The sequence below is a fragment of the Crossiella sp. SN42 genome, from assembly GCF_023897065.1.
In the GTDB taxonomy this organism is placed as follows: Bacteria; Actinomycetota; Actinomycetes; order Mycobacteriales; family Pseudonocardiaceae; genus Crossiella.
Map to the genome: position 1 here is coordinate 47,975 of NZ_JAMHIV010000008.1, position 19,415 is coordinate 67,389.

The window sequence follows — 19,415 nt, forward strand, 5'->3', positions numbered from 1 at the left end:
GAGACGCACGTCACACGCGCCATCCCACATAGTCGTGCCGAGGCTGGGTGTTACTCCAGAGTAACAGTCACTTCCCGCTGATCCGGGCCTTCATCGCGGCCAGGCGCTCGGCGAAGGCCGGGCTGTTCATGGAGATGAGCTGGGAGACCAGCTCGACCTCCACCGCCTCGGCGTGCTCGGTCACCGCGGCGGTGCGGCGCATGGACTGCTTGGTGGCCAGCACGAGTTCCCGGGGCGCTCCGGCAGAAGCCGCCGCCAGCTCTACCGCCGCGGCCACCACATCTGCCGGTTCACCTGGTGTCCGTGCCCACACCAGGCCGGCTTTCTCGGCCGCCTCGGCGTCCAGGACCTGACCGAACAGCGCCATCGCGGTCGCGGTCTGCGGGCCGACGATCTTGTTCAGCATCCAGGTCATGCCGCCGCCGGGGTGGATGCCCAACTGCAGGAAGCGGGCGTCGAAGCGGGCCAGCGGGCCGGCCAGCCGCACGTCGCAGGCCAGCGCCAGGTTCAGGCCCGCGCCGACCGCGGCCCCGTTCACCGCGGCGATGGTGGGCAGCGCGCAGTTGGCCACTGCCAGGAACCCGGCGTAGATGGTGCGCAGCCCGGCCTCGCGGGACTCGCCCAGCGCGGTCAGGTCCGCGCCCGCGCAGAAGGCGGGCGGGGCGCCGGTGACCACCACGGCGTGGATGTCGCCGTTCTGCTCGCAGGCGGTGACCGCCTCGGCGAGGCGGGTGGAGCTGGCCGGGGTCAGGGCGTTGCGGCGGTCGGGGGCGTTGACCGTGATGATCGCCACCCGGTCGCGCTGCTCCAGGAGCACCTCAGCTGACATGGCGGTGATCCTGCCGCATCGGAGTGGCCAATTGCCGATCCGGCCGGTGATTTACGCCTCTTCAGCGAGGGGGCTCCGGCGCGGGCGGCCGTTCCAGCAGGGTGGAGAGGATGACCGTGGAGACGGTGCGGTCCACGAAGTCCAGCGCGCGCAGCCGCTCCAGCGCGGTCTCCAGGTGGTGGATGTCCCCGGCACGCAGGTGCACGATGGCATCGGCCGAGCCGGAGACGGTGTAGGCGGCGACCACCTCGGGCAGCGACTCCAGCCCGGCGCGGATCTTGCCGGGGGTCACGTTGCCCTGCCCGTGCACCTCCACGAAGGCCTCGGTGCCCCAGCCGAGCGCCTCCGGGTCGACCACCGCGGTGAAGCCACGTAACACGCCCGTATCCAGCAACTTGTCCACCCGGCGCTTCACCGCGGGGGCGGACAGACCGACGCTGGAACCGATCTCCGCGTAGCTCGATCGGGCGTCGGCGACCAGGCACGAAATGATTCGATGGTCGATGGTGTCCATGCGCAACATTCTGCCCCAATCCGGGCACAATGCGGTGTTGAACGAACGTCAGGTGGCCATTTACATTTCGAATCATGTCCTCCGCTCTCGACGTCTCGCCCGCCGCCTCGGTGGAGACCTCCGCGACCACCGCCCCGGCGGTCCGCACGCCGACTCGTCGTCGTTACCTGATGTGCCCGCCGCGTTACTTCACGGTGGAGTACTCGATCAACCCCTGGATGGACCCCAGCCAGCCGGTCAGCGCGGACCGGGCGCTGGAGCAGTGGACTGCCCTGAAATCCGCCTACGAGTCCCTCGGCCACCAGGTCGAGGTGATCGAGCCCGCCCCCGGCCTGCCCGACATGGTCTTCGCGGCCAACTCCGGCACCGTGGTCGACGGCCGGGTGCTGGGCGCCCGCTTCCGCGCCCCGCAGCGCGCGGACGAGGCCGAGCACTTCCGCCAGTGGTTCCTGGCCAACGGCTACCGCGACGTGGTCATGCCCGCCAGCGTCAACGAGGCCGAGGGCGACTTCGCCTGGACCGGCCGCCTGCTGCTGGCAGGCACCGGCTTCCGCACCGACCCCGGCGCGCACGCCGAGGCCCAGGAGGTGCTCGGCGTCCCGGTGGTCTCGCTGCAGCTGGTCGACCCGCGCTACTACCACCTGGACACCGCGCTCGCGGTGCTCGACGACCGCCCGGAGCAGGGCCTGGTCGTCTACTACCCGGAGGCCTTCTCCACCGGCTCCCAGCAGGTGCTGCGCTGGCTGTTCCCGGACGCCGTGCTGGCCACCGCCGAGGACGCGGCCTGCCTCGGCCTCAACGCGGTCTCCGACGGCCGCAACGTCATCCTGCCCACCGAGGCCACCGCCCTCGGCGAACGCCTGGCGATGCGCGGCTTCGACCCGAGGTACGTGGACATCTCCGAGCTCCGCAAGTCCGGCGGCGGCCCGAAGTGCTGCACGATGGAGCTGCGCGGCTGATCCGTTGAGCTGTGAAGGGCCCGGTCTGGCAAGCAAGGCCGGGCCCTTCACTTCCCTTATGAGGCATGCCTCACAAGGGAAGTTCGCTGCTGATCCCAAGCTGCGCCATGACTTTCCTGGCGGCGGTGTCCACAGGGCCGCGCAACGTGACGATCTTGCCCCCTGCGGCGACCACGTTTCCGTCCCAGATCGGCGCGTCCCTGCGCCAGTCGATGGCCTGTGCCAGCTCGACGTACTTCGCCACTCGCTCCTGCTCGGACGACAGCTTGTTGATCTCCCATGCGACCCGGCCGATGATGACCAGCCCGGTGGCAGTCATGTTGACGTGGCTACTCCGGAAATCCGGGATCTTGTTCGCCTCGCCGCCCGCAGTGGGGATCTTGGCGATTTCCGACCACGGGTGCATGTTCGCGGTCAGCGTCTCAATCAACTGGACTGCTTGAGCGATGAACACCTCCTGCTGCTCTTCGGTGCCGATCACCGCCGGTGCTCGTCGGGACAGGTTGTCCTCGGACAGCGCGTAGTCCCGGAACAGCAGCTCCTTCACCAGTCCTCGAACCTGGTTCAGAAGGAAGATGGACTGCGAGAGCTTGGGCAGAGTCTTGGACGTCTCGTCGATCCGGTCCCGGAAAAGGCTGCACCTGTCGACGATCGAGGTCAGGACGCGGTTCACCGGTTCGCGGGTGTTGTAGACGGCCAGGAGGCTGGCTGGGATCTGCTTCGTTTGGGCCGCGTCGGCGAAGTCCTGATGGATCCTCGGGAGCTCAGGCTCGACAACGATCAGAACTGCCAACCCGTCGTTGTGGAAGGTGCCGTCCTCGCCGTCCAGGAGTCCCGGAGTGGGCGACTTGCCTGTGCGGTGTCCGGCGATCGCTGCGATCCGGTGCTGACCGTCGGTCACGTGGAAGATCGTGGTGTCATCAACAACCATGTAGCCGATCCGTACCGCGAAGTTGCCCTTCGGGATGTGCAGTGCGGGCAGTCGGCGAACGTTCAGGGTGACCGGCGGCAGGATGTACTGGCTGGGGTTCGCGCTCAGGTAGTCCCGAATCGAGCGCACGTGATCCGGGATGAGTGGCCGGTTTGTGGCGCCACGAGGACTGCTGCCCTTGATGGCCGAGTCGGGCTGTACGTGACGGCGCACGAAGGCCAGCGGGAAACTGGTCGACAACATCAGGCGTTGTCCCTGGCGAAACACGGTGCAGGGGAAGGCGCGCCCGCCCGATGCCGCGGCTGCGGCGTTGGCCGCGTCCATAGCCGCCTGGATAGACGCATGCTCGATCGGCTCGGTATCCGACTCGAAGATCGATCTGGTCATGTAATCCCCTCTTACGTGTTTGCAACGCCAAGGCAAGGTCACCTTGGCGCGTATTACGTGCCAACTAGCGCGTAAATATGGAGAACTTCGGGATAGCTGGGCTGCATCCGCAGCTGATCGTCACGGCCCTCGGTGCCACACCAGGCCGTAGAAGATGAACCGGCCGTTGCTCTTCGGCGAGGTCGGCAGTGCGATCACCCGGAGCCGGGCGTAGCGACCCTCCCGGCTCCGGGCGCACAGGTGCCCGTCCACCCGCAGCGCGGAGAACTCCGCGCGGGTGGTCATGCCGGTGGCGTTGCGGCAGGCGAACCAGTCCGGCTCCGCGCTGCCGGACATGACGGTCAACTTCGCGCCCAGCGCGGTGAAGATCCCGTTCCGGTCCATGTTCAGGTCGCCGTCCTGCTCGTGCTGCTGGCGCCAGTAGTCGATCCAGACCGAGTCGTCGCCGGGCGTGGTGTTCAGCGTGACCTCGTGCTGGTGGCTCACCGGCGGCGCCTGTCCGGTGGTCGGGCCGGGGCCGTCCAGCAGGCGGTCGGTGGTGCTGGGGGACGGGCCGGGCCGCTGCGGTGAGCTGGTCGCGGAGCCGGTCGTGCGGCCTGCGGTGGGCGATGGCTGCCCCGGCAGGCCGCTGGGACTCGAGCTGGGGCCGGGCGTGCTGCTGCCCGGCTGTCCGGCCGAGGTCGAGCTCGGCGGGGCGTCGGTGGCCGGCCCACTGGTCTGCCCGCCGCCCCCGCCCTGGGACGCGCCAGGCGGCTGGCCGGAGGACTCGGCGCGGGGCAGCGCCAGCACCAGCCCACCGGCCAGCGCGAGCACACAGCCGACGGCCAGCAGCAGGCTGCGCCGCCTGCCGTGACGGCCGTGCCTGCGGCCCCAGGCCAGCCACACCAGCAGGTAGGCGCCAACGCCGAACAGCACCACCACGGTCAGCACGCGGCGGCCGTCCGGGGTCGTCGGGTCCACCTTGAACCCGGTGACCGTCACGGTCACCAGGCCCACCAGCGCGGTGGAGGCGGTGAACAGCTCCTTGCGCCAGTCGGCGAAGCTCGGTGCCGGTCGCCGCTGCCCGTCTTCCGGGCTCTGGTTCTCTGCCACGTCCACCTCGGGATCGGTGTCGAGGCCGCCGCGACCGGCGTTACGTCCTGCTGCTCAGGCCGGGAACTCGTACTCCAGCACGTAGGAACCCGCGTCCAAGGTCATCTCGGTGACCTCGATCGCCTCGCCGGTGGTGGTGAAGGCGGTGCGCACGATCACCACCAGCGGGGTGCCCGGCTCCAGCCGCAGCGCCTTGGACTCCTCGCCGCGCGGCATCCTGGCCCGGATCTCCTCCCGGAAGGCCGCGGCAGGCTTGCCCAGCTCGCGGAGCCGGGCGTACACCCCGCCAGGACCCGGATTGGCCCTGGTGAGCGCCGAACCGGCGACCAGCGAGGCCGGGAAGTAGGACACCGAGAGCATCACCGGGTGACCGTCCACCAGGTTGCGCCGCCGCCGCGCCCAGACCCTGGCCGGCTCGTGTAGCCCGAGCACCCGCGCCACGTAGTGCGGCGCCTGCTCCTCGGCCACCTCGACGCTGTCGATGGTCAGCGTCCGGCCGGTCAGGTCGGTCTCCCACCGGCTCGGCCAGGACGCGCTGCGGTCCCCGCGCAGGCGCTGCGGCGAGTTGCGCCTGATCGGCCGGTCGTCCCGGACGTAGACCCCCGAGCCCCGGCGGGACCAGGTCAGACCCTCGTTCTTCAGAACCTCCAACGCCGCCCGAACCGTCATCCTCGCCGCGCCGTGCCGCTCCATGAGCTCGTTCTCGCCGGGGAGGCGCGAGCCGGGCGGGTACTTGCCGCAGGAGATCGCGGATCGGAGCTCGTCGGCTATGCCGCGGAATTTAACCCGGTACGCAGAGCCCGCCTCAGCCACTGGGATCGGCCCCTCTCGAGTCGCAGTTGCCGTTGGCCAGGGTACTCTCTTTCCGTAATCAACTAGCTACGGTCCGCCTACAAAACCCATGTCAATCGCTGCTCCAAGTGGGCGGTCTTTTACCCTCGGCAGCTGTGAACACCGCTGTTGAGCTGGACTGGGGGACCTCCTACCAGGTCACCGTCCTTGATCTCGGCCTCGCCTGCTGCGGGGTGGAGGTCATGGCCGCCCTGCACGGCGCCGACCTGGCCGGGTACGGCATCGAACCCACCGGGGGGCCGGAGCGTGCGCACGTGCTGGTGGTCTCCGGCACGGTGACCGACGTGATGCTGCCCGCGATCCTGGCCACCTACCGCGAGATGCCCGAACCGAAGTACGTGCTCTCCGTCGGCGCCTGCTCCAACACCGGCGGCCCGTACTGGGACTCCTACGCGGTCACCAAGGGCATCGACCAGCTGCTCCCGGTGCACGTGGCCGTGCCCGGTTGCCCGCCGCGCCCGGAGGCGCTGCTGGAGGGCATGGTCGCGCTGCACAAGCTGGTGCGGGCATGACCGCGCTGGCCACGGCCGAGGAGCTGGCCGCGCTGCTGCCGGGAGTCACCGTGAAGACGGCCTTCGGGCAGAGCACCGCGCACGTGCCGGTGGCGTCCTGGGCCGCCGCGGCCCGGCACGCCCGCGCGGACCTGGGCTGCGCGCTGTTCGACTGGCTGGGTGCGGAGGACGCCGGTCGCCCCGGCGCGGCCGGCGCCACCCACGCGGTGACCCTGCACGTGCTGCGGCCCGGCCCGTGGACCGGCCTGCTGCTGCGCACCGAGGTGCCCTCGGGCACGCCGCTGCCCAGCGTGGCCGGGGTGTGGGCGGGCGCGGCCTGGCACGAGCGGGAAGCGGCCGAGATGTTCGGCCTGGAGCTCACCGGGCACCCGGACCCACGACGGCTGCTGCTGCCGGACTCCTTCGCCGGGCACCCGCTGCGCAAGGACTTCGTGCTGGCCGCCAGGGTGGTGCGGCCGTGGCCGGGCAGGCTGGAGCCCGGCGAGGACGGCTCCGGCGCGCCCAGCCGCAGGCGGATCGCGCCGCCAGGAGTGCCCGGCCCCGAGTGGGGACCGCGTCGAGAAGAGGGAGACCAGTGACCGATCCCGAGGACCTGGCGCCGCGGACCCGAGGGGTCATCGCGCTGCTGGAGGCCAACTGCACGGTCTGCATGCTGTGCGTGCGGGAGTGCCCGGACTGGTGCATCCACATCACCTCGCACACCGAGACCGTGCAACCGCCAGGCGCCGCCCGGCCGCGGCAGGTCAACGTGCTGGACCGCTTCGCCATCGACTACGGCCAGTGCCTCTACTGCGGGATCTGCGTGGAGGTCTGCCCGTTCGACGCCCTGCACTGGGCCCCCGACTTCGGCTATCCCGGCACCGGGTCGGCCGAGGGCGAGGGCGCGGTCGCCGAACTGGTGCACGAGCGGGACCGGCTGGGCGAGTGGGTGGCCGCCGCGCCCCCGCCGCCACCGCTGGACCCGGCGGCCGAACCGGCCCCGGAGGCCGCGCCCAGGGGCGGCAGGCCGGGCCGCCCAGGAACCTGACGCCCCTTTCACACGTTGACTCATCAGTAGGCCGGTTCGTCCGACGAGGCCGGGAGGAGGCCGAAGGGACCATGCGAAGTCACTACAACGGGCTCAAGACGGCCCTGCTGCTCGGCGGGCTGAGTGCGCTGATCATCCTGGTCGGCTCGCTCTTCGGCGGCGTCTGGCTGTGGGTCGCGCTCTTCGGCGCGCTGGCGGTCAACGCCTACGCGTACTTCAACTCCGACAAGCTCGCGCTGCGCGCCATGCACGCCAGGCCAGCCTCCCAGTGGGAGCAGCCGGGGATGTACCGGATCGTGCGCGAGCTGGCCACCTCGGCCCGGCAGCCGATGCCCCGGCTGTACCTCAGCCCGACCGCCGCGCCGAACGCCTTCGCCACCGGGCGCAACCCGCGCAACGCCGCGGTCTGCTGCACCACCGGCATCCTGGAGCTGCTGGACGAGCGCGAGCTGCGCGCGGTGCTCGGGCACGAGCTGGCGCACGTCTACAACCGGGACATCCTGATCTCCTCGGTGGCCGGCGCGCTGGCCAGCGTGGTGACCTTCCTGGCCAACATCGCCATGTTCGCCGGGTTCTTCGGCGGCAGCGACGAGGACCGGCCAGGCCCGCTGGCGGTGCTGCTGATCGCCATCCTCGGCCCGGTGGCCGCCGGCGTGGTGCAGCTCGCGGTGAGCCGCTCGCGGGAGTACCAGGCGGACGAGTCAGGCGCGGCGCTCACCGGCGACCCGCTCGCGCTGGCCTCGGCCCTGCGCAAGCTGGAGCTCGGCACCCAGGCCGCGCCGCTGGCGCCGGAACCGCAGCTGATGTCCCAGTCCCACCTGATGATCGCCAACCCGTTCCGGGCGGGCGAGTCGATGGCGCGCTGGTTCTCCACCCACCCGCCGATCGAGGACCGGATCCGGCGGCTGGAGGAGATGGCCCGCAGCGGCGGCTACGGCCGCTACTGAGCCGCCGGGCTGGCGCCGGCGTTGAGCGCCACGTCCATCACGTACTGGCCGTAACCCGACTTGGCCAGCGCCGCGCCCAGCGCGTAGCAGGCGTCGGCGTCGATGTAGCCCATGCGCAGCGCGATCTCCTCGAGACAGGCGATCCGCACGCCCTGCCGGTGCTCCAGCACCTGCACGAACTGCCCGGCCTCCAGCAGCGAGTCGTGCGTGCCGGTGTCCAGCCAGGCGAAGCCGCGGCCCAGGTCGAGCAGCTTGGCCCGGCCCTGCTTGAGGTAGGCCAGGTTGACGTCGGTGATCTCCAGCTCGCCCCGGGCCGACGGGGTCAGCTCCTTGGCGATCCGGACCACCTCGTTGTCGTAGAAGTACAACCCGGTGATCGCCCGGTTGGACCGGGGCCGCTTCGGCTTCTCCTCGATGGAGACCAGGTTGCCGTCCGCGTCCGCCTCGCCGACGCCGTAGCGCTCGGGGTCCTTGACCGGGTAGCCGAAGAGCACACAGCCGTCGAGGCCGCCGACCAGCTGCTGGAGCTGCCGGGAGAAGCCCTGGCCGTAGAAGATGTTGTCGCCGAGCACCAGCGCCACGTCGTCGTCGCCCACGAAGTCGGCGCCGATGATGAACGCCTCGGCCAGCCCGTTCGGCTGGGGCTGCTCGGCGTAGGACAGGCGCAGCCCGAACTGGGAGCCGTCGCCCAGCAGTCGCTGGAACATCGGCAGGTCGGCGGGCGTGGAGATGAGCAGGATCTCCCGGATGCCGGCCAGCATGAGCGTGGACAGCGGGTAGTACACCATCGGCTTGTCATAGACCGGCAGCAGCTGCTTCGACACCGCCTGGGTGATCGGGTGCAGCCGAGTCCCGCTGCCCCCGGCCAGGATGATCCCCTTCATCGCCCCCACCTTGTCCTACCGACGCTGGTGAAAACCACGGTAGTCCAGATGGGTGGAGCTGCGGTTGAAGAGTGTTCGATGCCATCCCCGCTTGGCCGCCCCGGCGCGCGGCCGGGGCGGCCCGCGCGTCAGCGGTAGTTCGTGAACTGCAGCGCGATCCCGAAGTCCTTGGACTTGAGCATCGCGATGACGTCCTGCAGGTGGTCCTTCTTCTTGCCGGTGATCCGCAGCTGGTCACCCTGGATCTGCGCCTGGACGCCCTTGGGACCCTCGTCCCGGACCGCCTTGGCGATCTCCTTGGCCTTGTCCGATGCGATGCCCTCGATGACCTTGCCGGTGACCTTGTAGATCTTCCCCGACAGCTGCGGCTCGCCCACCTCGAACGCCTTGAGCGAGATCCCCCGCTTGATCAGCTTCTCCTTGAGCACCTCGATCGCCGCCAGGCACCGTTCCTCGGTCTCCGCCTGGATCGCGATCCCGTCCTCACCGACCCAGTTGACCTTCGCGTCGACACCCCGGAAGTCGAACCGGGTGGACAGCTCCTTGGTGGCCTGGTTGACCGCGTTGTCCACCTCCTGCCGCTCGACCTTGCTCACCACGTCGAATGACGGGTCCGCCACGTTGCCGCACCTCTCCCAGCTGTGAACTCAAGCCCCCGAAGAGGCTCCTGAGGGCCAAGACGGTACCCGCTGGATACCCGCTTGCACGCCCCTGCCCAGGGGTATGTAAGCTGCTTCCTGCAGCCGAGAGATCAGCTGCACTGGCAGGTTGCCCGAGTGGCCAAAGGGAGCGGACTGTAAATCCGTCGCGAAAGCTCCGAAGGTTCGAATCCTTCACCTGCCACACCAGCGAGAACACCCCCGTGACCGGTAAGAACAGGTCACGGGGGTGTTCTCGTTTGTTCGCACGCTGAGCCAGTCACGTCACCCGAATGGGGTGGCAACCGTTCCGTGCCTTCACCGGGTCTAGGGCCTGTAGGGGGAAGGTCCAGGCAACGGGAGGGGGTGTGCGGTGGAGGCCGACGGGGAGTTCGACGACTTCGTCCGGGAACGGTACGAACAGTTGTTGCGCTACGCCCTGATCCTGACCGGCAGCCGGTGGGACGCCGAGGAGGTCGTGCAAGAGGCGCTGTTGCGCTGCCTGCGCCGATGGCGGCGCGTCGTCGCGGACAACCAGATGGCCTATGCCCGCAAGGCGGTGCTGCACGAGTTCCTCCGCGCCGCCGCCCGCAAGCAGTGGCGGATCACCCCGGCGCCTGAGCGAGTGGAGGACTTCTCGCCGTCGGTGGCCGAGCGTGGCGACGTCCTCGCGGTGCTGCGACTGCTGCCGCCGAGACAACGGGCCGCGGTGGTGGCCCGGTTCCTCTTCGACCTGTCCGAGCCTCAGGCCGCCAGGGAGCTCGGCTGCACGGTGGGCACGGTGAAGTCGCTGACCAGCAGGGGACTGGCTCGGATCAGGGAGTCGTGGGGGGTGCCGCCGGGGAGCGCGCTGCCCGTGGGCAGGGGGAGGGAGTTGTGGTGAACGCACCGGAACAGGACCTGGTGGAGTCGCGGCTGCGGGTGGAGCTGGCCACCGCGCGGCTCGGGCCCGAACTGCGGGCCGGTCAGGTGGACGAGGTGATCAAGGCATGCCGTCGCAGGCGGTCCGAGCAGCGCAGGCAGCGGGTGGCACTGCTGGCCGTGGTGGCCACCGTGGTCCTGACGACAGCCGGCCTCTGGTCCGTCCTGGGCGGCGCGCCCGCGCCGGAGCGGGTGACGGCGGCGGCTCCAGTTGGTCAGTGGCCGGCCCGCGGCGAGCTGGCGGCGGACCAGGACCTGTCGCGGCGAGCCGAACAGGTGTGGCGGCAGGCCGGACGCGGCATCGCCCAGGCCGACCGGGTGCACCTCCTCTTCGCCCAGGCCTCCACCGGCCTGCGGCGCAACGTGCTGGTGGTCGCGCTGTCCGCGTCCGGACCGGACGGCCGCACCAGGGTGGCGTTCGTGACCAGCGCGCTGACCGCCCGGCCACCGGACCGGGAGCGCCTGCTGCTCCGCGCGGTGGCCGAGGTCAGACCGGAGGTGTCCGCGATCGGTTTCGCCGCCGCACAACCCGACCGGCAGGACGAACCGGCTGCCGAGGGGGAGGTCCTCACGTTCGCGCTCGCGGCCCCCGGCAAGGACGGGCTCGGCTTCACCACCAGCGCCGTGGACCATGAGCTGACCGACGGCAACCGGTCGGCCGACGCCGCGATCTGGGCGGTGCTGCCCGCCGGAGCCGGCGCCTGGAACACCCGGCTCACACTGTCCTCCGGGAGCACGCGGACGACGGAGCCGCTGGCCGCCGGCACCGCGGACCCGGCGGTCCAGGCAGGCACGCTGGAGGCGCTGACCGGTCCCGGTACGGCGCGGATCCGCCCCGAACCGGGCCACCCGGTGGCCATCGGAGATCTGGTGGCTGGCCCGACCGGTCTGGTCGGTGTGGTCAGTGCGGTCGAAGGGGACACGGCCACGGTGGACACCGGTCTGACGGCCCTGCCGCCGGGCAGCCGCGTTCAGGTCGCGATCTCGGGCATCCCCGGTTCATTGCGTCCCGGGGCCCGCGGCGAGCTGCTGTTCGAGCCCAGCGGTGGCACCGAACCGGCGGCGGGCAACCGCGTGGTGCTCACCGACCCCGCCCGGCCGGGACTGTTGGTCAACCTGGGCAGACTGGCCAGCGGCGCCGGTGCCTGGCGAGTGGACCGGCTGGCCGAACCGGATCGCGGCGGGACCGTGGTGATCATCAGCGGTCGCCGCTGAGCGACAGGGGTGTGGGGCAGGCCCAGCGAGCCTGCCCCACACCGGGAACCAGTCGTGAGTCGATCAGTTCTCCGTGGCCGAGCCGTCACCCTTGATCGTGCTCGGGCCAAACGACTTGACCAGCTTGAAATAGTGTTCGTGGTCCAGTCTCAGTGCGGTCCAGCAGTATCCGCGGTAATTGCCGTCCATCAGATAGCCGATATCGGAACCGACCTGCGTGTCCCAGCCATCGGCGTCCCACATCTGGACCGTGAGAGTTTTACCCCAGTCGTCGGGGTTGGTCGTACTCGTCATGCGGAGTGCGACGCACGCCTTTCCGTGCCCAGACGGCCAGAAATTGCGCGAGTCCAGCGTGCGGGCGAAGTTGAAGTTGTAGTTGAACGGCAGCCGGGTCGCCGTGACGGACCGGTCGCCTCCGGAGACCTTCGGTGCTTCCCCCTCCACCAGCTCGATGACCGGCACACCTGGGAGATGGCCGGTGGACACGATCTGGGCCTGCTCCACTGGCCGGGGTGCGGAGCCCTCGGCGAGCGCCGCACCAGGCGCCACCACTGTGGTGATGACCGCGGCAATACCGATAGCGGCCGTGCACACGCGACTTCTCAATGACATGAGAAAACAAACCCCCCTGAAACATGCGGTCAACTACGCGCGCAGCTGACCGATTCGCCCGGCTGACAATCGGGCAACCCCCTGTGATCGCCCGTCATGGGCATTAGCGAAGTTAGTGGAGCGATTCTGGCTGTGGTGCCCCCATTCGAGTGAACGAGCGTTGCCAACAATGCGAGTGGTTTAGGCGGCCCATCACCACGCCCTTGGGCGGCGGGTGAACCGTCTGCCGCCGCCATCCGTATGGGGGTGTGTGGCTGGGCCGACAGGCGGAGTTCCGTCGTGTCGAAACCGGGGCAGTATGGCCGCACTTAGGTCTCCTGGAGGCGCCATGACGCTGACTCCCGAGGACGTGCGTGATGTCCGGTTCCACCGGCCGCCGTCGGATGTGAAGGGGTACGACGAGCCGCCGGTGGACGCGTTCCTGGCGCGGATCGAGGACACCCTGCGCGGGCAGGACGGCATCACCGCGCAGGACGTGCTGAAGGTGCGGTTCCCGCCGGCGCCGGTGGACGGCAACGGTTACGACCGGGACGAGGTCGAGCTGTTCCTCGATCTGGTGGCCACGGTGCTGGAGAAGCGGGCGCTGGCCGAGCAGGGCAGGCTGACCGCCGCGGACGTGGCCGAGGTCGGGTTCCAGCGGCCCAAGCCGGGCGCGGTCGGCTACGACGAGCGTGAGGTGGACGCCTTCCTGGCGCGGGTGCAGGCGACCCTGCGCGGGGCGGATAACCTGACGCCGCAACAGGTTCAGGCGGTGGAGTTCTCGGCGGCGCCGGTGGGGCGGGGTGGCTACGACCGGGGCGGGGTGGATGCCTTCCTGGACCAGGTCGCGGTGGCCTTGCAGCGGGCCGCGGCGCCCCGGCCCCAGCTGGTCCCGGTGCGCGGTGGCCCGTCCCCGGCGGCGCTGACCGCCGAGGACGTGCACAACGTCGGGTTCCACCTGGCCGGGGGCGACCGCCGCGGCTACGACGAGGACGAGGTGGACGCCTTCCTGGACCGGATCGAGGGCACCCTGCTCGGCGCGGACACGCTCACCCCGCACGACGTGCGCCGGGTCCGGTTCACCGAGCACACCGGCTCCGGCTACGACCCGGACGAGGTGGACGCCTTCCTCAACCTGGTCGAGGTGCACCTGCGCCGCCGCTACGGCCAGAAGAACACCGGCTAGAACCGGGGCAGCTTCATCAGCTCGCCCGCCTCGGTGCTGAGGTACCGGCCGCCGGCCGCCGTCACCTCCACCTTGTTCCAGCCGCTCCAGACGAACATCCGCCAGCCGCGGCGGAGGCGGCTGACCATGGTGGCCGTGCTGTCGGTGTCCCACTCACTGCTGTTGTCGGCGTTCTGCCAGCGCACCGACTGGATGTGCCGGTAGGTCTCGCCACCGCTCAGGTGGATGTGCGTGATGCGAACCTCCACGAAGCCGGACCTCCTGTTGATTGTTGATCTCCAGGTGGTCTGTCCATCGTGGACAGTCGTGGCGGGGTTAACCGGCGTCACCGTCCTGTGTCCTGGCCGTTGCCGATCGTGTCCGGGCCGTGTCAGGGCCGTGCCGGACCGCTGCCCGCGCCGGTGCTGATGATCGCCTCGGTGATCTCCGCCAGGTCCGCCTCGGCCAGCGCCAGGTTCGCGGTCAGCCCCGCGCCGGTGAAGTGGTCGCTGCGCGAGCGCCAGTCGTCAGCGGGCAGCGCGGCCGCCCGTTCCCGGCTGAACGCGCCGGTGAGCAGACCGGCCTGCATCGGGCTGTAGACGATCACCCCGGTCTCGTGCGCGGCGCACCACGGCAGCTCCTCGGCGGCCGCGTCCCGCTGGATCGCGGAGAACGGCGGCTGCCGGGTGTCCACGTGCCCCAGCTTCTCCGCCAGGGTCAGCTGCTCCGCACTGTGGTTGGACAGTCCGGCGGCGCGGATCTTGCCCTCCGCCTTGAGCTCCAGCAGCGTCTGCCAGTACTCCTCAAGGCTCGTGCCGTCCCTGGCCGGCCAGTGCACCTGGTACAGGTCGATCCGCTCCGTGCCCAGCCTGCGCAGCGACCCCTCCACCTCGCGGCGGATGCTGGCCGGCGCGGCCACGGCGGTGGGCTCGGTGGCCGGGTACGGGCGCTCGGCTGCCGGGATGTCCCGCAGCGCGGCCGCGACGACCTCCTCGGAGTGGCCGAGGCCGTACACCGCGGCGGTGTCGATCCAGTTGACGCCGCTGGCGACCGCGTGCCGGATGGCGGCGATCGAGTCGGCGTCGTCCTGGGCTCCCCAGGTTGCGGAGGCCTGCTCGTCAGGGCCGACCGTTATAGAGCCCAGCCCGCGCCGCCGATGGCCCAGGCGCCGAAGCCGACCCTGGTGATGTTCATGCCGGTGCGGCCGAGGGGGACGGTGGGAAGTGCTCCGCTTGTCATGTGGCCGATTCTTCTTCGAGACATTCCCGCAGTCCAATAGGAGAAAAAGATGCCATTGAGCAGTTGAGGTGATGAGCGTGCGGCCGTCCGGGGTGCCGCTGAGCTGTGGCCGAAACCACGCGGAGTGACCCTTGTGGTGGCCAGACGTTCACACTCAGGGCCGGTTGACCTTCATCTGATCGGGCTAAGTTGCAGGTCAAACCCCCCGGTGTCATTGCGTTGCTCCCCCATCTGTGACACCACTACCCGGGCGCCTTCGCCAGTTGGGTGAGAACGCTCCGTCATCGCTCTGGTCAAGCGGCCGTACGTCAGTCACGATCGGCTGTTGATGCGGTTTGCAAGCTGCAAATCGAGGTGTAAGGAGGGTGGATGTCGGATCGCCGACGGCCACTGGACCCGGACTCGCCCCCTGACGCACCGCGTCCGCTGGCGAGCCCGTTGGACCACGCCGCCCGCGGCCGGGCGTTCACCCGGTTCTCCATGGTCGTGCTGCTGGTCGGCGTCAGCGCCGCGGCCGCGGTCTCCTACTGGCTGCCCACCGAGCTCGACCCGCAGCTGCTCTGGATCGGCCCGCTGCTGGCCGCGGCCTTCCTGCTGGCCGAGCAGCTGACCATCGACGTCGACGTGCGCACCGTCGGCTGGACCATCTCCTTCACCGAGATCCCGTTGGTCATCGGCCTGCTGGTGGCCCCGTTCGAAGTGGTGCTGGCCGCGCACCTGGTCGCCGGGCTCGGCGCCCAGCTGGGCAGGCGCGGCGGTGACCACGTGATCTACAACGCCGGCGTGATGTGCCTGGAGATCGCGGTCCCGTTCACCGTGGCCACCCTGGTGCAGCGCGCCATCACCGACGGCCCGCAGTGGCTGGGCGCGGTGTTCGGCACGGTCACCTCCCCACTGGTCAGCGTGATCTTCGCGCTGGCCGCGGTGTACGTGCTCGGCGGCGAGATGCGGGTGGCCGGCGCCGCCCGGCTCGGCCTGCGCACCCTGGTCATCGGCCTGCTCAACACCTCCACCGGCCTGGTCGGCTACGAGATCGTGCGCAGCACCGCCTGGGGCTGGGTGCTGGTGGTGCTGGTCTCGGCCGCGCTGGTGCTGCTCTACCGCGCCTACTCCGGCCTGCTGCGCGACCAGCGCGACCTGGAGGCGCTCAGCGACGTCAGCCTCACCGTGGCCCGCTCCGGCCAGCAGGCGGTCAGCAGACCCACCGGCGCGGACAACGGCTACACCGAGCTGCACACCCCGACCAGCACGGTCGAGTGGCAGCAGATCGCCGAGCGCATCCGCGAGCAGCTCAACGCCACCAGGGTGGTGCTGCACCTGCGCCCCGACCCGCCCGCCGGCGTGCGCAGCCTGGTCGCGGGCGAACCGCTGCCCGAGGGCGCGCCTGCCAACGACGCGGTGGAGCTGCGCGACGACCCGATGCTGCAGCTGCCCGGCAGCCACGTCCGCTACTTCCGCACCGTGGACGCCGCCGACGACGTGCGCGAGGCGCTGACCCGGCGCGGCGCGCACGAGGCGCTGGTGGTCCCGCTGCGCGGCGCGCACCAGCTGCTCGGTGCGGTGGAGACGCACGACCGGCTCAGCCGCTGGCGCGGGTTCGGCCGGGCCGACGTCCGGTTGCTGCGCACCCTGGCCAGCCACCTGGCCACCGCGCTGGACAACCGGCGGCTGCTCGCCCGGCTCCGGCACGACGCCTACCACGACCCGCTGACCGGCCTGCTCAACCGGCCCGGCCTGCGCGAGGCCGCGGCCGAACCGCTGCGGCAGTCCCCGCGCTCGGTGGTCATCCGGCTGGACCTGGACGTGCTCAGCCAGGTCAGCGACGCGCTCGGGCACGCGTGGGGCGACCGGATGGTGGTCGCCGCCGGCCGCCGCATCCGGGAGGCGCTCGGCGCGGACGTGCCACTGGCCAGGCTGGAGGGCGGCACCTTCGCCGCGCTGCTGGTCGACTGCACCACCGAGGCCGCGCACGGCATCGCGGAGAAGCTGCGCGCCCAGGTCGCCGCGCCCTACCCGGTGGAACGGCTCACCGTGGAGGCCACCGCGGTGGTCGGCTACGTGCCCACCATCGCCGAGGACGGCAGCCCGGTGCGGGACGTGGACACCCTGCTCCAGCACGCCGACGTGGCCGTGCGCGCGGCCCGCTCCAGCGGGGACTCGGTGCGCAGCTACCTGCCCAGCATGACCCAGGGCTTCCTGCGCCGCTTCCAGCTGGTCACCCAGTTCCGGCACGCGCTGGACAGCGGCCAGGTGCAGGTGCACTACCAGCCCAAGGTGGCCCTGCCCAGCCGCGAGGTGGTCGGGGTGGAGGCGCTGGTGCGCTGGGTGCATCCGGAGTTCGGCCGGGTCGATCCGGACGAGTTCGTGCCCGCGGTGGAGGCCACCGGCCTGGTGGACGCGCTCACCGGGTTCGTCATGGAGTGCGCGCTGATCCGCATCCGCAAGTGGCTGGACCGCGGGCTGCGACTGTCCGTCGCGGTCAACCTGTCCGTGCGCAACCTGGAGGACGAGACCTTCCCCGACAAGGTGGCCGACGCGCTGAGCAGGCACGACGTGCCGCCGCGGCTGCTGACCTTCGAGCTCACCGAGTCCGGCGTGATGGCCGACCCGGAGCGCTGCCTGCCGGTGCTGCGCAGGCTGCACGGGCTCGGCGTGGTGCTGGCCGTCGACGACTTCGGCACCGGCTACTCCTCGCTGGCCTACCTGCGCCAGCTGCCGGTGGACGAGGTCAAGATCGACAAGAGCTTCGTGCTCGGCATGGGCACCGACCTCGGCGACCTGGCCGTGGTCCGCTCCATCGTCGAGCTGGGCCACTCCCTCGGCCTGCAGGTGGTCGCCGAGGGCGTCGAGGAGGACGCGGCAAAGGAGGCGCTGGTGCGCATGGGCTGCGACATTGCCCAGGGCTACCTGATCTCCCGGCCGCTGCCGGAGGACCGCTTCGAGGCCTGGCTGCGGGCCCGCACGGTGCGCGCCAGGGGCCGTCACGACGAGATGGTGCTCACGTTGGTCAGGTGACCCACCCCCCGATTTCGCTTCTGGGGGAGGGCTGTTGTAAAGTTCTCCACGTCCCGCTCGGAGGGCCCGAAGCGCCAAGCAGGACAAGCGCAACGCCCCAATAGCTCAGTCGGTAGAGCGTCTCCATGGTAAGGAGAAGGTCTACGGTTCGATTCCGTATTGGGGCTCTACGGGTGGGCCGGGGTGATCATCCAATGATCGCCACGGCCTGTCCGTGTGAGGGGACCTGGTCTCCTCGGATAGCGGTGTAGCTCAGCCTGGTAGAGCAAACGGCTCATAATCGTTGTGTCGCCGGTTCAAGTCCGGCCACCGCTACGCGAGATGGGTGAGCCCTGTCTGCCTTGCGGCAGACGGGTCTCGCTTCGCATCACACTGGGGGCCGAGCCCCCAGACCCCCAGCCGGGGGTGTGCCCCCGGACCCCCCGTCGTGTGGCGGGGTCGTTTTGTCCTTGGGAGGGCTGCCTCGTGGCTTCTACTGATGTTCGGCCTAAGATCACCTTGGCCTGTGAAGAGTGCAAGCATCGGAACTACATCACCAAGAAGAACCGGCGTAACGACCCGGATCGTCTGGAGATCAAGAAGTTCTGCCCTAACTGTGGCACGCACCGTGCGCACAAGGAGACTCGCTGAGTGTAGGGCCCCGGTGTGGGGTATTGAACACTTAAGTCTGCAGGCTGAGAAGCTGCCCTGTTCGGAGCAGGGCAGCTTTCTTGTTACCGGGTACTCTGCCCGCCGTGGCGCTTAACCAGTCTTTCGTAGGACGCTCATACCGGCTTCCGTGGGTTTACGAAGTCGGCCGCGAGAGTATCCGTGACCTCGCTTACGCGATCGGTGACCTGAACCGGGCCTACCGGGATCCCGAGGTCGCCAAGAGCTTCGGGCACTCCGACATCGTCGCGACCCCGACGTTCGCGACCGTGCTCGCCGTCCGCTCCCACCACGTGGTGACCGACGACCCCGAGCTGGGCCTGGACTACAGCCGGATGATGCACAGCAGCCAGCGGTTCATCAACCACCGCCCGATCAAGCCGGGTGACCGGCTGATCTGCGAGCTGCACGTCGACGACATCTCCGCCCGGATGGGCAACGACTACATCACGCTGCGCTCCGAGCTGCTGACCGAGGACGGCGAGGCGATCTGCACCGCCATCGCCACCCTGATCGTCCGCGGCGAGAAGCCGGTGGCCGAAGGGGGAGCCTCCGCATGAGCATCGCGACCGCGCTGCCGCGCTACGACGACGTCGAGAAGGGCTTCCAGCTGCCGCCGTTGCAGCTGAAGATCACCCGCCGCGACCTGGTCCGCTACGCCGGGGTGTCCACCGACTGCAACACCATCCACTGGAGCGACCGGGCCGCCAAGGCCGCAGGCCTGCCAGGGGTGGTCGCGCACGGGCTGCTGACCATGGCCATGGTGGCCAGGATCGTCTCCGACTGGACCGGCGACCCGGCCGCGATCATCGACTACCAGGTGCGCTTCGGGCGTCCGGTGGTCGTGCCGGACGACGACGAGGGCGCCACCGTGGAGGTCGTCGCCAAGGTCGGCGAGAAGCGCGATGACAACACCGTGCGGGTGGACATCACGGCCAAGTTCGCCGGGCAGTCGATCTTCGGGCGGGCTTACGCCATCGTGCGCCTGGCCTGAGCGGGCAAGGGCGGAGCGAACAGCGCCGGGAAGGGGCACATCGGCCAGCGTGGCC

At 70.1% G+C, this 19,415-nt stretch carries 22 protein-coding genes and 3 tRNA genes; 15 read left to right on the forward strand and 10 right to left on the reverse strand.

Annotated features, from left to right (window positions below):
- Window positions 1–67 precede the first annotated feature (67 nt).
- Together M8C13_RS11395 and M8C13_RS11400 are read right to left on the reverse strand one after the other, a co-directional pair.
- On the reverse strand, window positions 68–829 hold the full coding sequence (locus M8C13_RS11395) for an enoyl-CoA hydratase (RefSeq protein ID WP_252480500.1): 762 nt from the start codon (window positions 827–829) through the stop codon (window positions 68–70).
- Window positions 830–890: 61 nt separating this feature from the next.
- Entirely contained in the window at window positions 891–1,343 is a 453-nt protein-coding gene (locus tag M8C13_RS11400; protein ID WP_252480501.1) for an Lrp/AsnC family transcriptional regulator, read from the reverse strand.
- Between the two features lie 74 nt (window positions 1,344–1,417).
- On the opposite strand from M8C13_RS11400, the gene ddaH reads away from it, so the two are divergent.
- Window positions 1,418–2,302 carry a dimethylargininase gene (gene ddaH / locus M8C13_RS11405; protein WP_374213057.1) on the forward strand — a complete coding sequence of 295 codons (885 nt, stop codon included), beginning with the start codon at window positions 1,418–1,420 and terminating at the stop codon, window positions 2,300–2,302.
- A 70-nt stretch (window positions 2,303–2,372) separates the two neighbouring features.
- On the opposite strand, the gene M8C13_RS11410 is transcribed toward ddaH, so the two are convergent.
- The 3 genes from M8C13_RS11410 to M8C13_RS11420 form a co-directional block, all read right to left on the reverse strand.
- Window positions 2,373–3,620, reverse strand: coding sequence for a DNA sulfur modification protein DndB (locus M8C13_RS11410; protein ID WP_252480502.1), 1,248 nt, complete (start codon window positions 3,618–3,620; stop codon window positions 2,373–2,375).
- 120 nt (window positions 3,621–3,740) lie between these two features.
- Window positions 3,741–4,712 (reverse strand): hypothetical protein, encoded by a 972-nt coding sequence (locus M8C13_RS11415; RefSeq protein ID WP_252480503.1) that lies wholly within the window; start codon window positions 4,710–4,712, stop codon window positions 3,741–3,743.
- Between the two features lie 54 nt (window positions 4,713–4,766).
- The gene (locus M8C13_RS11420; protein WP_308202789.1) at window positions 4,767–5,525 is read right to left on the reverse strand and encodes a GntR family transcriptional regulator; all 759 of its coding nucleotides are present in this window, start codon (window positions 5,523–5,525) and stop codon (window positions 4,767–4,769) included.
- Window positions 5,526–5,659: 134 nt separating this feature from the next.
- Here M8C13_RS11420 and M8C13_RS11430 point away from each other — a divergent pair, with 134 nt between their 5' ends.
- The 4 genes from M8C13_RS11430 (at window position 5,660) to htpX (ending at window position 8,050) form a co-directional block, all read left to right on the forward strand.
- Window positions 5,660–6,076 carry an NADH-quinone oxidoreductase subunit B gene (locus M8C13_RS11430; RefSeq protein WP_252480504.1) on the forward strand — a complete coding sequence of 139 codons (417 nt, stop codon included), beginning with the start codon at window positions 5,660–5,662 and terminating at the stop codon, window positions 6,074–6,076.
- A complete protein-coding gene (locus tag M8C13_RS11435; RefSeq protein ID WP_252480505.1) occupies window positions 6,073–6,654 on the forward strand; it encodes an NADH-quinone oxidoreductase subunit C in 582 nt (193 codons plus the stop codon). Before M8C13_RS11430 ends, M8C13_RS11435 begins: the two co-directional genes overlap by 4 nt.
- On the forward strand, window positions 6,651–7,103 hold the full coding sequence (locus M8C13_RS11440) for a 4Fe-4S binding protein (protein WP_252480506.1): 453 nt from the start codon (window positions 6,651–6,653) through the stop codon (window positions 7,101–7,103). The genes M8C13_RS11435 and M8C13_RS11440 overlap by 4 nt, the downstream gene beginning before the upstream one ends.
- Before the next feature lie 71 nt (window positions 7,104–7,174).
- Window positions 7,175–8,050 carry a zinc metalloprotease HtpX gene (htpX, locus tag M8C13_RS11445; RefSeq protein WP_252480507.1) on the forward strand — a complete coding sequence of 292 codons (876 nt, stop codon included), beginning with the start codon at window positions 7,175–7,177 and terminating at the stop codon, window positions 8,048–8,050.
- Here htpX and rfbA read toward each other — a convergent pair.
- Complete coding sequence (rfbA, locus tag M8C13_RS11450) at window positions 8,044–8,934, reverse strand: glucose-1-phosphate thymidylyltransferase RfbA (RefSeq protein WP_252480508.1); 891 nt, start codon at window positions 8,932–8,934, stop codon at window positions 8,044–8,046. The two genes, htpX and rfbA, sit on opposite strands and share 7 nt — an antisense overlap.
- A gap of 128 nt (window positions 8,935–9,062) precedes the next feature.
- Window positions 9,063–9,554, reverse strand: a complete 492-nt coding sequence (locus M8C13_RS11455) for a YajQ family cyclic di-GMP-binding protein (RefSeq protein ID WP_252480509.1) — start codon at window positions 9,552–9,554, stop codon at window positions 9,063–9,065.
- 142 nt (window positions 9,555–9,696) lie between these two features.
- On the opposite strand from M8C13_RS11455, the gene M8C13_RS11460 reads away from it, so the two are divergent.
- From M8C13_RS11460 to M8C13_RS11470, 3 genes are all read left to right on the forward strand, one after another.
- Window positions 9,697–9,777: transfer RNA gene (locus M8C13_RS11460), tRNA-Tyr, on the forward strand.
- A 168-nt stretch (window positions 9,778–9,945) separates the two neighbouring features.
- Window positions 9,946–10,455, forward strand: coding sequence for a sigma-70 family RNA polymerase sigma factor (locus M8C13_RS11465; RefSeq protein WP_252480510.1), 510 nt, complete (start codon window positions 9,946–9,948; stop codon window positions 10,453–10,455).
- Window positions 10,452–11,708: a hypothetical protein gene (locus M8C13_RS11470; RefSeq protein WP_252480511.1), complete on the forward strand. Its 1,257-nt coding sequence runs from the start codon at window positions 10,452–10,454 to the stop codon at window positions 11,706–11,708. The genes M8C13_RS11465 and M8C13_RS11470 overlap by 4 nt, the downstream gene beginning before the upstream one ends.
- 63 nt (window positions 11,709–11,771) lie before the next feature.
- On the opposite strand, the gene M8C13_RS11475 is transcribed toward M8C13_RS11470, so the two are convergent.
- Window positions 11,772–12,302, reverse strand: coding sequence for a hypothetical protein (locus M8C13_RS11475; RefSeq protein ID WP_252480512.1), 531 nt, complete (start codon window positions 12,300–12,302; stop codon window positions 11,772–11,774).
- 346 nt (window positions 12,303–12,648) lie between these two features.
- On the opposite strand from M8C13_RS11475, the gene M8C13_RS45050 reads away from it, so the two are divergent.
- Window positions 12,649–13,485, forward strand: a complete 837-nt coding sequence (locus tag M8C13_RS45050; RefSeq protein WP_305883947.1) for a DivIVA domain-containing protein — start codon at window positions 12,649–12,651, stop codon at window positions 13,483–13,485.
- Here the strand turns inward: M8C13_RS45050 and M8C13_RS11495 are convergent.
- Both M8C13_RS11495 and M8C13_RS11500 read right to left on the reverse strand, forming a co-directional pair.
- Window positions 13,482–13,733: a hypothetical protein gene (locus M8C13_RS11495; protein ID WP_252480513.1), complete on the reverse strand. Its 252-nt coding sequence runs from the start codon at window positions 13,731–13,733 to the stop codon at window positions 13,482–13,484. The two genes, M8C13_RS45050 and M8C13_RS11495, sit on opposite strands and share 4 nt — an antisense overlap.
- A 122-nt stretch (window positions 13,734–13,855) precedes the next feature.
- Window positions 13,856–14,629: an aldo/keto reductase gene (locus M8C13_RS11500; RefSeq protein ID WP_252480673.1), complete on the reverse strand. Its 774-nt coding sequence runs from the start codon at window positions 14,627–14,629 to the stop codon at window positions 13,856–13,858.
- A 443-nt stretch (window positions 14,630–15,072) separates the two neighbouring features.
- Here M8C13_RS11500 and M8C13_RS11505 point away from each other — a divergent pair, with 443 nt between their 5' ends.
- From M8C13_RS11505 to M8C13_RS11530, 6 genes are all read left to right on the forward strand, one after another.
- Window positions 15,073–17,718, forward strand: a complete 2,646-nt coding sequence (locus M8C13_RS11505; RefSeq protein ID WP_252480514.1) for a bifunctional diguanylate cyclase/phosphodiesterase — start codon at window positions 15,073–15,075, stop codon at window positions 17,716–17,718.
- A gap of 94 nt (window positions 17,719–17,812) precedes the next feature.
- Window positions 17,813–17,885 (forward strand) — tRNA-Thr (locus tag M8C13_RS11510).
- A gap of 74 nt (window positions 17,886–17,959) precedes the next feature.
- Window positions 17,960–18,033, forward strand: a tRNA-Met gene (locus M8C13_RS11515).
- Between the two features lie 150 nt (window positions 18,034–18,183).
- On the forward strand, window positions 18,184–18,348 hold the full coding sequence (rpmG, locus tag M8C13_RS11520) for a 50S ribosomal protein L33 (RefSeq protein WP_252480515.1): 165 nt from the start codon (window positions 18,184–18,186) through the stop codon (window positions 18,346–18,348).
- Window positions 18,349–18,452: 104 nt separating this feature from the next.
- Window positions 18,453–18,926, forward strand: coding sequence for a MaoC family dehydratase N-terminal domain-containing protein (locus M8C13_RS11525; RefSeq protein ID WP_252480516.1), 474 nt, complete (start codon window positions 18,453–18,455; stop codon window positions 18,924–18,926).
- A complete protein-coding gene (locus tag M8C13_RS11530; protein WP_252480517.1) occupies window positions 18,923–19,360 on the forward strand; it encodes a MaoC/PaaZ C-terminal domain-containing protein in 438 nt (145 codons plus the stop codon). Before M8C13_RS11525 ends, M8C13_RS11530 begins: the two co-directional genes overlap by 4 nt.
- Window positions 19,361–19,415 lie beyond the last annotated feature (55 nt).